The 14,089-nt window shown below is 68.6% G+C and carries 11 protein-coding genes; 9 read left to right on the top strand and 2 right to left on the bottom strand.

Features of this window, described 5'->3' with window-relative positions; translation table 11 throughout:
* The first annotated feature begins 1 nt into the window (after nucleotide 1).
* Entirely contained in the window at nucleotides 2–1,075 is a 1,074-nt protein-coding gene (locus AC07PF_RS13550) for a 2Fe-2S iron-sulfur cluster-binding protein (RefSeq protein WP_494612213.1), read from the top strand.
* 7 nt (nucleotides 1,076–1,082) lie between these two features.
* Here the strand turns inward: AC07PF_RS13550 and AC07PF_RS13545 are convergent, their stop codons facing one another.
* Complete coding sequence (locus AC07PF_RS13545; protein ID WP_494612212.1) at nucleotides 1,083–2,135, bottom strand: AraC family transcriptional regulator; 1,053 nt, start codon at nucleotides 2,133–2,135, stop codon at nucleotides 1,083–1,085.
* Nucleotides 2,136–2,384: 249 nt separating this feature from the next.
* Between AC07PF_RS13545 and AC07PF_RS13540 the strand changes: the two genes are divergently transcribed.
* The 8 genes from AC07PF_RS13540 (at nucleotide 2,385) to AC07PF_RS13505 (ending at nucleotide 12,623) form a co-directional block, all read left to right on the top strand.
* Nucleotides 2,385–3,185, top strand: coding sequence for an SDR family oxidoreductase (locus AC07PF_RS13540; RefSeq protein WP_494612211.1), 801 nt, complete (start codon nucleotides 2,385–2,387; stop codon nucleotides 3,183–3,185).
* 13 nt (nucleotides 3,186–3,198) lie between these two features.
* Nucleotides 3,199–4,746, top strand: a complete 1,548-nt coding sequence (locus tag AC07PF_RS13535) for a flavin-containing monooxygenase (protein WP_494612210.1) — start codon at nucleotides 3,199–3,201, stop codon at nucleotides 4,744–4,746.
* Between the two features lie 40 nt (nucleotides 4,747–4,786).
* On the top strand, nucleotides 4,787–6,007 hold the full coding sequence (locus AC07PF_RS13530) for a dienelactone hydrolase family protein (protein WP_494608245.1): 1,221 nt from the start codon (nucleotides 4,787–4,789) through the stop codon (nucleotides 6,005–6,007).
* A 127-nt stretch (nucleotides 6,008–6,134) separates the two neighbouring features.
* A complete protein-coding gene (locus AC07PF_RS13525) occupies nucleotides 6,135–7,454 on the top strand; it encodes an ABC transporter substrate-binding protein (protein ID WP_494608244.1) in 1,320 nt (439 codons plus the stop codon).
* Between the two features lie 58 nt (nucleotides 7,455–7,512).
* Nucleotides 7,513–9,261, top strand: a complete 1,749-nt coding sequence (locus AC07PF_RS13520; protein ID WP_494612209.1) for an ABC transporter permease — start codon at nucleotides 7,513–7,515, stop codon at nucleotides 9,259–9,261.
* Nucleotides 9,262–9,274: 13 nt separating this feature from the next.
* Complete coding sequence (locus AC07PF_RS13515; protein WP_186458053.1) at nucleotides 9,275–10,360, top strand: ABC transporter ATP-binding protein; 1,086 nt, start codon at nucleotides 9,275–9,277, stop codon at nucleotides 10,358–10,360.
* Nucleotides 10,361–10,586: 226 nt separating this feature from the next.
* Complete coding sequence (locus AC07PF_RS13510; RefSeq protein ID WP_007857430.1) at nucleotides 10,587–11,471, top strand: LysR family transcriptional regulator; 885 nt, start codon at nucleotides 10,587–10,589, stop codon at nucleotides 11,469–11,471.
* Between the two features lie 90 nt (nucleotides 11,472–11,561).
* Nucleotides 11,562–12,623, top strand: a complete 1,062-nt coding sequence (locus AC07PF_RS13505; protein ID WP_494612208.1) for an aldo/keto reductase — start codon at nucleotides 11,562–11,564, stop codon at nucleotides 12,621–12,623.
* A gap of 33 nt (nucleotides 12,624–12,656) precedes the next feature.
* On the opposite strand, the gene AC07PF_RS13500 is transcribed toward AC07PF_RS13505, so the two are convergent.
* The gene (locus tag AC07PF_RS13500) at nucleotides 12,657–14,084 is read right to left on the bottom strand and encodes a M20 family metallopeptidase (protein ID WP_494612283.1); all 1,428 of its coding nucleotides are present in this window, start codon (nucleotides 14,082–14,084) and stop codon (nucleotides 12,657–12,659) included.
* Nucleotides 14,085–14,089 lie beyond the last annotated feature (5 nt).

Genomic DNA, 14,089 nt, shown 5'->3' with positions numbered 1-14,089 from the left:
CATGCAGATGACCGAAGAGGCCGGCGCAGCCGTGGCCGAAGCGCCTGTGCGCGCCATCACCCTGTTGCCGTCCGGCAAGTCCTTCACCAGCCAGGCGGGTGAAAGCGTGCTCGACGCCGCCCTGCGCCAGGGCATCCTGCTACCCCACCAGTGCAAGACCGGCACCTGCGGCGCCTGCCGCGCCCGCGTGGTCGATGGTGAGGCCGCCTGCCTGCCAGGCGCCCAGCCTGCAGCGCTTTCACCGGAGGAGGCGGGGCAGAGCGTGCACCTGCTGTGCTGCACGCAGGCGAACAGCGACCTGCGCATCGAATGTGCCGAGATCCCGCACATCCCCGGCATCGCGGTGCGCAAATTGCCGGTGCGCGTGGTGGCCATGGAGCGGCTCGCGCCCGATGTCATGCGCGTGCAGCTGCAGCCCCCGCCGGGCCAGCAGCGCCTGCACTACGCGGCAGGCCAGTATGTGGACGTGCTGCTGCCCGGCAACCGCCGGCGCAGCTACTCGCTGGCCACGCCGGCCCGCGAGGGGCAGGACCTGCTGGAGCTGCATATCCGCCACCTGCCGGGCGGGCTGTTCACCGACCAGGTGTTTGGCAAGCTCAAGGCGCGCGACGTGCTGCGCATCGAGGGGCCGTTCGGTACCTTCGGCATGCACGACGACGCCTCGCAGGCGCCGGCCATCCTGCTGGCCAGCGGCACCGGATTTGCACCCGTGAAGGCCTTGGTGGAGCAACTGCTGGCCACCGGCAGCGGGCGCCGCGTGCACCTGTACTGGGGCGGCCGCGCACGGCAGGACCTGTACCTGCACAGCCTGTGCCTGGAATGGGCGCACGCCCTGCAAGGCCGGCTGACCTACGTGCCTGTGCTGTCCGATGCGCCCGAAGCCGACGCGTGGGCTGGCCGCACCGGCTGGGTGCACCAGGCCGTACTGCAGGACCATATGGACCTGTCGCAGCACGAGGTCTATGCCTGTGGTGCCCCGGCCATGGTGGATGCGGCCCGGCGCGACTTCGCCACCCTGGCAGGCATGCGGCCCGCGGCCTTCTTTGCGGACGCCTTCGTGGCGCAGCCGGGGTGAGCCGGACTCAGTGGGTTTTGCCCTGCCGCAGGCGGGTGTCCGAGGGTGTCTCGCCAAAGCGCTTGCGGTAGCCCTCGGCAAAGTGCCCCAGGTGGAAGAAGCCGTAGCGCGCCGCGATGTCCGAGACCTGTGGGGCGCGCTCGGACGGGGCGGGCTGCTGCAGCGCCGCGCGCACCGCATCGAGCCGCAGCTCGCGCAGGAAGGCCATGGGGCTCCTGCCCGTGCACTGGGCAAAGGTCTGCTGCAGCGACCGGGCGCTGACGCCCACGTGCGCGCACACATCGGCCAGGGTGATGGGCAGCTCCAGCCGGCTGTGCATGAACTCCTGCGCCCGCTTGACCACGCGCGGCAGCACCACGGGTGCGCTGCCCGGCAGGGCCGTGCCCGCTGCCAGCGCTGTGGAGTAGTTGTGCTGCGTGGACAGCAGCAGGCTGGTGAGCAGGTGGTTCTCGGCCTGCTCGGCCAGCACCGGGTGGCCCAGCAGGAAGGCCTTGGTCTCGACCGCCGAGCGCAGGTAGGCAATGAAGCTGGCCATGCCCATGAGCGTGGGGTTGGCCAGGTCCACCCCCAACTCGAACACCAGCGGCTGCTGCACCGGCGCCTGCAGCAGGGCCGACAGGCGCGCCTGCAGGGCTTCGCGGTCGATCTTGACGATGAACTGCGGGCTGTCCTCGTGCCAGCGCATGGACAGCGGCTCGGTGGGCGAGGGCAGCGAGGCCATGAGCGCATGCGACTCCAGCGCCTGGCCGCCGCAGCGCACGCTGGCGCCACCGCGCAGCGGTATCTGCAGCAGGTAGAAGCCCGCGAGGTGGCCGGGCTCGATGCGCACGGCCGGGCCGTACTGCACGTAGTTCATGCTGGCGTCGCGGTGCAGGGGCACGCTGTGGTGGCAGGCATCGAGCTGTGCGCCCGGGTGCAGCGTGGCCAGCTCGTGCGGGCAGAACACCCGGCCCACGAACTCGCGCGCCTCGTCCAGGTCGTGGCTGTCGAACAGGCGGTAGTGCGCCAGCGGTAGCGGGTGCGCGGTGCTGCTGCTGCTGCTCTGGCGGGCGGTGGGCATGCGGTTCGGCCGGTGGGGTGTAGTTTCTTCTGGAGCAAGCACGAAGCACGCCACGGCAGGGGCGCGAATACATGCGTTTGCGGGATACGCCCTGCGCTTTCGGGATGCGGATGCGCGGGCTGCTTTCCTATTCTTGTGCATGCCCCGGGTGCTGCGCAAGAGCGTTAGCACCCGGGTGCACCGGGGCGGGTGTGACGGCGTGTTACCGCTGCTGCACCGCAACATGTTTCAGTCAGCACAGGAGTCAGCATGGTCCAGGGATTCGAAGGCATGCGCGGCAAGAGCGCGATCGTGACCGGGGGCGCCACCCTCATCGGCGCCGGGGTGGTGCGTGCGCTGCACCAGGCTGGGGTACGGGTGGTGGTGGCCGACATCAACGCCGAGGCCGGGCAGGCGCTGGCGGACGAGTTGGGGGAGGGGGTGTTGTTCAGCCGCACGGACATCACCGATGACGCCCAGGTGGCTGCCTGCGTGGCCCTGGCCGCCGAGCGCCATGGCGGGGTGAACTACCTGGTGAACCTGGCCTGCTCGTACCTCGACGACGGCATCGCCTCGCCGCGCGCGGACTGGCTGGCCTCGCTCAACGTCAACCTGGTCAGCGCGGTGATGGTGCTCAAGGCCGTGCGCCCGCACTTCCAGCGTGCGGGCGGCGGGGCGGTGGTCAATTTCACCAGCATCTCCTCGGGTGTGGCGCAGACCGGGCGCTGGCTCTACCCGGTGGGCAAGGCGGCCATGGTGCAGCTCACGCGCAGCATGGCCATGGACCTGGCGGGCGAGGGCGTGCGTGTGAACAGCGTCTCGCCCGGCTGGACCTGGTCGGCCATCATGGACCAGCTCACCGGTGGCGACCGCGCCAAGACCGACCGCGTGGCCGCACCCTTCCACCTGCTGCGCCGCGTGGGCGACCCGGCAGAGGTGGCCAATGTGGTGCTGTTCCTGTGCTCGGACCTGGCCAGCTTCGTGACCGGTGCCGACTATGCGTGCGACGGCGGTTACTCGGCCATGGGGCCTGAATCGTACGAACCCGCCATCCCCAAGCTCATGTCCTGAAGGAGCAGCCGCCATGACCATCCGATCCGTAGGCATCATCGGTGCCGGCTTTGCCGGCCTTTCCACGGCCAAGGTGCTGCGCGCTTTCGGCTTCGAGGTGACGGTGTTCGAGAAGGAGCCCGACGTGGGCGGCGTCTGGGCTGCCTCGCGCCGCTACCCGGGCCTGACCACGCAGAACCCGCGCACCACCTATGCGCTGTCGGACTTTCCGATGCCGGCGCATTATCCCGAGTGGCCTTCGGGCCAGCAGGTGCAGGCCTACCTGCACGCGTATGCCGAGCACTTCGGGTTGATTTCGCACCTGCGCATGTCCACCACGGTGGAAAGCGCGGTGCTCGACGAAGAGGCCGGCGTCTGGACCGTGAAGGCGCGCCGTGCCTTGGCCGGGCAGGGCGGCGCCCTGCCGGCCGAGGTGCACCGCTTCGACTACCTGGTGGTGTGCAACGGCATCTTCAGCGAGCCCGCCGTGCCGCAGTACCCGGGTGCCGATGCCTTCGAGGCGGCGGGCGGGCGCGTGTGCCATACCAGCCAGTTCAACGACGCCGATGAGGCGCGCGGCAAGCATGTGCTGGTGGTGGGCTACGGCAAGTCCTCGTGCGACGTGGCCAATGCGATTGCGGCCGACAGTGCCAGCACCACAGTGCTGGCGCGCCAGCTGATCTGGAAAATCCCGAAGAAGTTCATGAACGTGCTGAACTTCAAGTTCCTGCTGCTCACGCGCATGGGCGAGGCGCTGTTCAAGTACATCGAGCCCAAGGGCTTCGAGAAATTCCTGCACGGCCCGGGCCTGCCTGTGCGCAACTCCATGCTCGGCAGCGTGGAATCGGTGGTCACGCGCCAGCTCAAGCTGCGCCAGATCGGCCTGCACCCGGGCACGCCGCTCGAAACCATTGCCCGCAGCACCGTGAGCCTCGTGACCGATGGCTTTTACGAGAAGGTGGCAGCCGGCACCTTGGGCGTGCGCAAGGGCGTGAGCATCCGCGCGCTGCAGCCCGGCCAGGCGGTGCTGAGCAATGGCGAGACGGTGCCCGCCGACCTGGTGGTCTGCGGCACCGGCTGGCAGCAGCAGGTGCCGTTCTTCGACAGCAGCGTGCTGCAGCGCGTGACCGATGCGCGCGGAAACTTCCGGCTGTACCGTTCCATCCTGCCGGTGGGCATGCCGCGCCTGGCGTTCAACGGCTACAACTCCTCGTTCTTCAGCCAGCTCAACTGCGAGATCGGTGCGCTGTGGCTGGCCAACCACCTGCGCGGCGGGCTGCAGCTGCCCCCGCAGGACCAGATGAACGCGCAGATCGACCGGCGCCTGGCCTGGATGGAGGAGCGCACCGACGGCAAGCATTCCAAGGGCACCAACATCATCCCGTTCTCGGTGCACAACATCGACGAGCTGCTGCAGGACATGGAACTGCCGCTGGGCGCCTTCACCCGCTTCAGGCAGTGGCTGGAGCCCGTGAACCCGTCGGACTATGCGGTGGTCACCCGGCAGTTGCTGGCGCGGCATGCGGGTGCCCCCGCCACGGCTGCCGCGCCCCAGGCCACCTCCGGTGCCGCCGCCTCCTGAGTCTTCCCAGAAATTACCACCACCCACAAGGACCCCCACCATGCCAGGACAATGGACCACGCTCGACGCCGCTGACGGCAGCGGCCGCTTTCGCGCCTACCTTGCCACCCCCGCCAGCGGCAGTGGCCCGGGGCTGGTGCTGGCGCAGGAGATCTTCGGCGTCAACGCCACCATGCGCGACGTGGCTGACTACTACGCCGAAGAGGGCTATGTGGTGCTGGTGCCCGACCTGTTCTGGCGCCAGGAGCCGGCGGTGGAGCTCGATGCTGCCAGCGACATGCCGCGCGCCTTCGGGTTCTACCAAGGCTTTGACGAGGCCAAGGGTGTGCAGGACCTGCAGGCGGCCATCTCGGCGCTGCGTGCGCGTCCCGAGGTTCGCTCGCAGGGCGGCAAGGTCGGCGTGCTGGGTTTTTGCCTGGGTGGCAAGCTGGCCTACCTGGCGGCCTGCCGCACCGATGCCGACGTGGCCGTGGGCTACTACGGCGTGGGCATCGAGGCCGCGCTGGCCGAGGCTGCGGACATCCAGTGCCGCCTGGTGCTGCACATTGCCGAGCTTGACGGCTTTTGCCCGCCGCCGGCGCGCGAGGCCATCGTGCAGGCCCTTTCGGGCCGCGAGAACGTGGAGCTGTACGTCTACCCCGGCACCGACCATGCGTTTGCGCGCGTGGGCGGCGACCACTTCCACAAGCCCTCGGCGCTGATGGCGCACCAGCGCAGCGTGGCCGCGCTGCGCCGCGCCATGGGCCCGCACTACGACCTGTCGGCCCTGTGGGACAAGCACTGCGAATACGAGTTCGCCACGCGCGATGTGGACGCCACCATGTCCACCATGGTGGACGAGCCCTATGTGAACCACATCCCCACCATGACGGGCGGCGTGGGCTACCGGCATCTGCACGATTTCTACACGCGCCACTTCGTCAACAGCAACCCGCCCGATACCAGCCTGACGCCGATCTCCCGCACGGTGGGCGCCACGCAGGTGGTCGACGAGATGCTGTTTTGCTTCACCCACACGACCGAGATCCCCTGGATGCTGCCCGGCGTGGCGCCCACCGGCCGGCGCGTGGAGATACCGCTGCTGGCGGTGGTGAAGTTCCGTGGCGACAAGCTCTACCACGAGCACATCTACTGGGACCAGGCCAGCGTGCTGGTGCAGGTGGGCTTGCTCGACCCCAAGGGCCTGCCGGTGGCCGGTGTGGAGACCGGCCGAAAGCTGCTCGATGAGACCCTGCCGTCCAATGGCTTGATGGAGCGCTGAAGTCACCCGCTCTCCTAGGTGATAACCCGACAGGTCTTGTGACTGATGTGCCGCATCAGAAACAATGATTGGCACAGGCCGTCGGCGCGCCCTACATTGGGGCCACTAGAACATCGAGGAGACAAGCATGCAGCGCATTCTTTGTGCCGGAGCCCTGGCCGCCGGTCTGTTCGTGCAAGGCGCCCAGGCGGGCACCGTGACGGTGCTCACGTCCTTCCCCAAGGAGCTGACCACGGCCTACCAGAAGGCCTTCGAGGCCAAGAACCCGGGGATCAAGATCGAGATCCTGAACAAGAACACCACGGCGGCGATCGCCTACGTGCGTGAGCTGCCCGAGGGCCAGCGCCCCGACATCATGTGGGCCTCGGCCCCCGATGCCTTCGAGGTGCTGGCGCGCAACAAGCTGCTGCAGGCCGCACCCGACACGAAGAACCCCGCTGCGCCGGCCAAGATCGGCAACTACCCGCTCAACGACCCGCAGGGCCTGTACTACGGCCAGGCGCTGGCGGGCTACGGCATCATGTGGAACACGCGCTACCTGCAGGCCAACAAGCTGCCCGCGCCCAGGGAGTGGGCCGACCTCACGCGGCCCGAGTACTTCGGCCACGTGGCGATCTCCTCGCCCTCGCGCTCGGGCACCACGCAGCTCACGGTGGAGACCATTTTGCAGGGCGAGGGCTGGGACAAGGGATGGTCGCAGCTGCTGGCCATGATGGGCAATGCCGCCGCCGTGACCGACCGCAGCTTTGCCGTGCCCGATGGCGTGAACAACGGCCAGTACGGCATCGGCATCGTGATCGACTTCTTCGGCCTGGCGGGCAAGTACTCGGGCTTTCCGGTGGACTTCGCCTACCCGGCCATGACGGCGGTGGTGCCGGCCAACATCGCGCTGATCGCGGGCGGCAAGAACACCGATGAGGCCAGGAAGTTCATGGCCTTCAGCATGTCCACCGAAGGGCAGCAGCTGCTGTTCGACCCCAAGATCAGCCGCCTGCCCATCCTGCCCTACAGCAGCCTCAAGGCGCCCGCGGGCTACCCCGTGCCGCAGGACGTGGCCAAGCGCGCCAAGGTGCAGTTCGACGCCGATCTGTCCGAGAACCGCTACCAGGTGGTGACCAGCCTGTTCGATCAGATGGTGACCTTTCGCCTCAAGGAGCTGCAGTCCGCCACGCGCGCCATCCACGACGCCGACAAGGCCCTGAAGGCCAAGCCCAACCCCAAGGGGTCCGAGCTGCTGGCCCAGGCGCGCAGCCTGGCCTACACCTCGCTGGTGGGCGAGTCCAACGTGAAGAACGAGGAGTTCCTCGCGCTGTTCCGCAAGAACCGGCGCGACGTCGAGGTCTCCAAGCAGCTCACGGGCCTGGAGCAATTGTGGGCCACCAAGGCGCGCGAGAACTATGAGCGCGCGCGCGGCCTGGCACAGCAGGCCCAAGGCCTGGCCAAGTAGCCGCATCGCATCCCTCTCATCCAAGGGCGCCCCTCGCGGGCGCCGGGAAGCCCCCGCCATGTCCGCTGTCTATTCCGAACCCGGTGCCGCCGGGCCCGGTGCGGCCCGCCCGCGCCGTTTGCTGCACGCCCTCACGGGCGTGGGGCCCTGGCTCGCCTTCGGGCTGATCCTGGCCTTTCTCGCGCTGTTCCTGCTGATCCCTGTGGGGCTCGTGGTCTACACCGCCTTCATCAACGAGACCGGTGCGCTCACCATCGGGCACTTCGCCAATTTCTTTGCACAGTCGGTGTTCCGCGAGTCGTTCGTCAACAGCCTCGTGGTGTCGCTGGCCAGCGTGTTCTTTGCGAGCCTGATCGCGGTGCCGCTGGCCTACCTCACGGTGCGTTTCGAGTTCCGCGGGGCGTTGCTGATCCAGACCCTGGGCGTGCTGCCGCTGATCATGCCGCCCTTCGTCGGCGCCGTGGCGCTGCAGCTGATCTTCGGGCGCAATGGCTCGGTGAACCTGCTGCTCAACGAGTACCTGGGCTTCACCGTGCCCATCATGGACGGCCTGGTGGGCGTGACCTTCGTCGAGAGCATCCACTACTTTCCGTTCATCCTGCTGAACCTCGTGGCGTCCATGCGCAACATCGACGGGGCCATGGAGGAGTCGGCCCTGAACCTGGGTGCGCGCGGCTGGCGGTTGTTCCGCCGCGTGATCTTCCCGCTGGCCATGCCGGGCTACCTGGCGGGCGCGGCGCTGGTGTTCGTGAAGGTGTTCGACGACCTGGGCACGCCGCTGGTGATGGGCGTGACCAACATGCTCGCACCCCAGGCCTACCTGCGCATCACCTCGGTGGGCATCGACGACCCGCTCGGGTACGTGATCAGCGTGATCATGATCGCCTTTTCGATCCTGGCGCTGTGGATGGCGGCGCGCGTGATGAAGGGCAAGGACTACGCCACATTGCAAAAGGGCGGCAGCTCGCTGCAGCGCCGGCGCCTGTCGGCCTGGGAGTCGGTGCTGGCCTATGGCTGGATAGGGCTCATCCTGCTGGTCACGCTGGCGCCGCACATCGGCATCCTGCTGATGTCGTTCTCCAAGGTGTGGAGTTTCTCGGTGTTGCCCGATGCCTACACGCTGGAGCACTACGCCACGGTGTTCACCGATTCCAAGCAGATGATCGGCAACACGCTGCTCTACTGCTTCATCGCGGCCGGGCTGGACGTGGTGATCGGTACGGCCATCGCCTACCTGATCCTGCGCACGCAGCTGCCGGCGCGCCGCTGGCTCGACTACCTGGCGTCGGCCGCGCTGGCCATTCCGGGGCTGGTGCTGGCCATCGGCTACCTGCGCATGTTCAAGGGCGTGAACCTGCCGTTCACCGACACGCCGGTGGTCACCACCTGGGTGCTGATCATGCTGGCCTATGCGGTGCGGCGCCTGCCGTATGCGCTGCGCTCGTGCATGGCGGCGCTGCAGCAGGTGCATGTGTCGCTGGAAGAGGCGGCGCAGAGCCTGGGGGCATCGCGCCTGTCCACCATCCGCCGCATCATGGTGCCGTTGATGATGGGCGGCATTCTGGCGGGCTTCGTCACCAGCTTCATCACGGCCGCGGTGGAGCTGTCGGCCACCATCCTGCTCGCCTCGGCCCAGAGCCAGGCGCCCATGAGCTACGGCATCTACCTGTACATGCAGAGCATCTCGGGCCGCGGCCCGGGCGCGGCCCTGGGCGTGCTGGCCGTGGTGGTGGTGGGCCTGGGCACGTATTTTTCGCACCGCTTCGTGGAGCGCTCGCGCACCACGGTGCAGGCCAAACAGGGATGAACACTCCATGCATCTGAACAAAGTCTCTCTCGAAGCCCGGCACATCAGCCTGAGCTATGGCAGCACCGAGGTGCTGCGCGACGTGAACCTGCGCATCGAGCCCGGTGAGTTCTTTGCGCTGCTCGGGCCCTCGGGCTCGGGCAAGTCCACCCTGCTGCGGCTGATCGCGGGCTTCAACCAGCACCAGCGCGGCGAGCTGCTGGTGGACGGGCAGGACATCACCGGCACGCCGCCGCATGCGCGCAACGTCGGCATGGTGTTCCAGAACTACGCGCTGTGGCCCCACATGACGGTGTGGGACAACGTGGCCTTCGGCCTGGTGGAGCGGCGCGAAACCAAGGACGCCATCCGCCGCAAGGTGGGCGCGGTGCTGGAGCTGGTGGGCCTGGCCGACTATGCGCAGCGCCGGCCCGGGCAACTCTCGGGCGGGCAGCAGCAGCGCGTGGCGCTGGCGCGCACGGTGGTGATCGAGCCCAAGCTGCTGTTGCTCGACGAGCCCCTGTCCAACCTGGACAAGCAGCTGCGCGTGCAGATGCGCGAGGAGCTCAAGAACCTGCAGCGCAAGCTGGGGCTGACCACCATCTTCGTCACGCACGACCAGGAAGAGGCCATGACCACCGCCGACCGCATGGCCGTGCTGGACAAGGGCATCCTGCAGCAGGTGGGTGCCGCCACGGGGCTGTACGACTTTCCCATCAACCGTTTCGTGGCGGGCTTCGTGGGCACGGCCAACCTGCTCGAGGGGCAGGTGCTGTCGGTCGGTGGCGAGACGCTGGTGTTCCGCGTCGAGGGCCTGGGCAACCTCACGCTGCCCCGGCCGGCCGACCCGCCCGCCGTGGGGGCGGCAGCCCTGGCCTTCCGGCCGCACCAGGTGAGCATCCGCGTGCGCGACGAGCAGGTCGATGCCTCGCGCCTGTGGCTCAACGGCCTGGTGGAGAGCGCCGAGTTCCTGGGCGAGTTCTCGCGCTACCGGGTGCGCGTGGGCGAGGTGGCCATGGTCACCGACCAGCCGCACTATGCGGGCCTGGCCATGTTCGCGCCGGGCGCCGAGGTGCGCCTGGGCATCGAGCCCACGCAGGTGCGCTTTCTTGACCAATAAGAAGGTGTGAACGAACCCGCCATGCCCGCTCATGCCGCCAAAACACGCGCGCTCGTCGTTGCAAATGCTCGCCATAGCCCCCGCTATGGGTGCGCTTTGCGCCTGGATCGCGCGCGTTTTGACTGCCTGCTCGTACACGCCGGATTCATTCGCACCTTCTGACCACGCCACAATGCAGCCCGATGCCTGAACCTTTCTTCCGCCTTCACTCCGTGGCCTGAGCGGCATGGAGATCTACCAACTGCGTGCCTTCGTCACGGCGGCCAAGCTCGGCCATGTGACGCGCACGGCCGAGGCCCTGCACCTGACCCAGCCGGCCATCACCGCCCAGATCAAGGCGCTGGAGGAAGAGCTGGGCGTGGCCCTGTTCGACCGGCGGCCGGGCCGCATCAGCCTGACCCGGGCCGGCGAGGCCCTGCTGCCCGAGGCCGAGAACGTGCTGACGGCGGCCGGCCACCTGCTGGGCAAGGCGCGCGACCTGCAGGGCGAGGTCACGGGTTCGCTCACCCTGGGCACGGTGGCCGACCCGGACACCCTGCGCCTGGGCTCGCTGCTCGGTGCGCTGGTGCGCAGCCTGCCGCTCCTGGAGATCCGCACACGCAATGGCGCCGCCGAGGAGCTGCGCGAGCAGGTTGCGGCAGGGCTGCTGCAGGGGGCGTTCTACATCGGCCCGAACATTCCGCGCGAGGTGATGGGCCTGGCGCTGCAGACCATCCACTACCGCATTGCCGGGCCGGCCAGCCAGGCGGCGCAGGTGCTGCATGCGGGCTGGCGCGACATCGCGGCCATGCCCTGGATCGGTGCGCCGCCGCTGCACCACGTGCAGACGCTGATGCGCGACATGTTCGCGCGCCAGGGGCTCACGCCGCACCAGGTGATCGAGTCCGACGAGGTCTCGCTGCCGCAAAGCCTGGTGCGCGCCGGGGTGGGCCTGTCGCTGCTGCGCGAGGACGTGGCGCTGCCCGCCAGCGAACGCGGCGAGGTGGTGATCTGGCCGCATGCCCGGGTCGGGGCGCTGCTGAGCTTCATCTACCCGCGCGCGGCCGAGCACGACCCCGCCACCGTGGCCACGCTGCAGCTGCTGCGCACCGTCTGGGGGCTCTCTGGATAGGGCGTCGTCCTTATTCGGTGGCGGCAGAAGCTCATGCCAGCAGAGTTTGCTGGCAACCCGTAAACTGCGCGGCTTGCCAACGGAGTCCGCATGAAAACCATCCAGCTCGGCCAGAGCGATCTGCACGTCACCCCCATTTGCCTGGGCACCATGACCTTTGGTGAACAGGTCAATGAATCCGATTCCCACGACATCCTTGCCCGCTCGCTGGCAGGGGGCGTGAATTTCATCGACACGGCCGAGATGTACTCGGTGCCCGCCAAGGCCGAGACCTTCGGCGCCACCGAGACCATCATCGGCAACTGGTTCGCCAAGAATCCCGGTGCGCGCGAGAAGCTGGTGGTGGCTACCAAGGTGGCCGGGCCCTCGCGCGGCATGCCCTGGGTGCGCGAAGGCAAGGGCATGGCGCCTGCCGACATCGTCGCCTCGTGCGAGGGCAGCCTGCGCCGCCTGCAGACCGAGGTGATCGACCTCTACCAGATCCACTGGCCCGAGCGCCATGTGCCGGCCTTCGGCACCATGTACTACGACCCGGCGAAAGAAACCTCGCAGACCCCCATCCACGAACAGCTCGATGCGCTGGCGAGCCTGGTCAAGGCCGGCAAGGTGCGCTATGTCGGCCTCTCGAACGAGACGCCCTACGGTGTTCACGAATTCGTGCGCCTGGCCGAGCAGCATGGCTTGCCGCGCGTGGCCACGGTGCAGAACCCGTACTGCCTGGTCAACCGCACCTGGGAAAACGGGCTGGACGAGACCTGCCACCGCTTGAACGTCTCGCTGCTGGCCTACTCGCCGCTGGCCTTCGGCCTGCTGACCGGCAAGTACGACGAGAGCGGTACCACCGGCCCCGATGCACCCAAGGGTGCCCGCATCTCGTCCTACGAATCGGTGCGCAAGCAGCGCTGGGGCCGCCCCGAATCGCTCGAAGCCGCGCGCCGCTACAACGCGCTGGCGCGCGCCAACGGCCTCACGCCGACGCAACTGGCATTGGCGTTCTGCTACACCAAGTGGCAGGTGGCCAGCACCATCATCGGCGTGACCTCGGTGGCGCAGCTCGAAGAAGACCTGAACGCCTGGGGCACGACGCTGTCGCCCGAAGTGCTCAAGGCCATCGACGCCATCCGCCAGGAGCTGCGCGACCCGGCGCTGTGACGCAAGGGTGACGGCCCGGCCGCCACCACGTCTTCAGGCGGCGCTGGCCTCGGCGGGCAGCGCGCCTTCCTTCCACGGCACACCCGCAGACTCGCCCAGGTCCCAGAACAGCCCGGCCATCACGGCCAGGCCTTCGCGGGCCACGCTGGCCAGCAGGTGCTCGTTGGGCGCGTGCTGTGCACAGGCGGGGTACGAGTGGGGCACCCACAGCGTGGGCAAGCCCAAGTCGTCGGCAAAGATGTCGTTGGGCAGCGAGCCGGCCAGGTTGGGCAGCAAGGTGGCGGGTTGGCCTGCGCTGTGCTGCATGGAGGCCAGCGCCCAGTCCACCCAAGGGTTGTGCAGGTCCAGGCGGGTGGCGCCGCACTGCATGCCCAGTTCGATCTCCACCTCGGCAAAGCCGTGGGCATCCAGGTGGGCGCGCACGATGTCCTGGAGCTTGCGCCAGTCTGTGCCGACCACGAAGCGCAACTGGCAGTGCGCCACGGCGCTCGACGGGATGGCGTTGACGGGCCGCGCGGGCGAACCTGCGCCCAGGGCCAGCACCTCCAGCGTGTTCCAGCCCACCAGTTGCTCGCCCGGTGTCAGGCCGGGTTCGCCCCAGCCCGGGGTCAGGGCCGGGTCGTCGGCGCCGCCGCCGATCACCACGTCCTTCATGGCCGTGCGCAGCTTTTCCGGGAGGGGCGGGGGCAGCAGGCCGGGCACCAGCATGCGGCCATGCGCATCGACCATGCTGGCCACCGCGTGGGCCAGCACCGTGGCCGGGTTGGACAGCACGCCGCCCCAGTTGCCCGAGTGGTAGGCCCGCGGCCGGCTGTTCACCTTGAGAGAGAAATTGATGGCGCCGCGCGAACCCAGGAACAGCGTGGGCCGCGCCGCATTCACGCGCGGGCCGTCGCTGGCGATGAACAGGTCGGCCTTGAGCGCCTCGCGCTGCTGCTGGCAGAAGGCGGCCAGGCCTGGCGAGCCGGCTTCCTCGCCCATCTCCATGAGCAGGGTCACGTTGTAGCCCAGGCGCCCCTGGCGGGCCGCAATGGCCTGCGCCAGGGCCGTGAGCACCACCGTGTGCTGGCCCTTGTTGTCCGCCGTGCCGCGGCCGTACCAGCGGTCGCCCTCGATCTTCAATTCCCAGGGCGACAGGCCTTCGCGCCAGTTGGCGTCCTGTCCGTTGACCACGTCGCCATGACCGTAGGTCAGCACCGTGGGCAGTTCGGCCGATTCCACACGGCGCGCCAGCAGCACCGGGCCGCCGCGTGGGTCGGGGTTGTCGAGCACCTCGCAGGCAAAGCCCAGCGGTTCCAGGCCGGGCACGATCTCGTCGGTCAGGTACTGGCGCAGTGCCGGGGCGCCGGGCTGGCCGGTGTCGCTTTCGGTGCGCCAGCCCACGCGGCGGCGCAGGTCGGCCTCAAACTGGCCCGCATCGAAATGGCGGTGGACGCTGGCGAGCAGTTGGTCGCGGTTCATCGTCG

Source organism: Acidovorax sp. GW821-FHT10A04 (assembly GCF_059415825.1).
The sequence above is the reverse complement of the archived record's forward strand: the minus strand, read 5'-3'. Positions and strand labels throughout refer to the sequence as shown.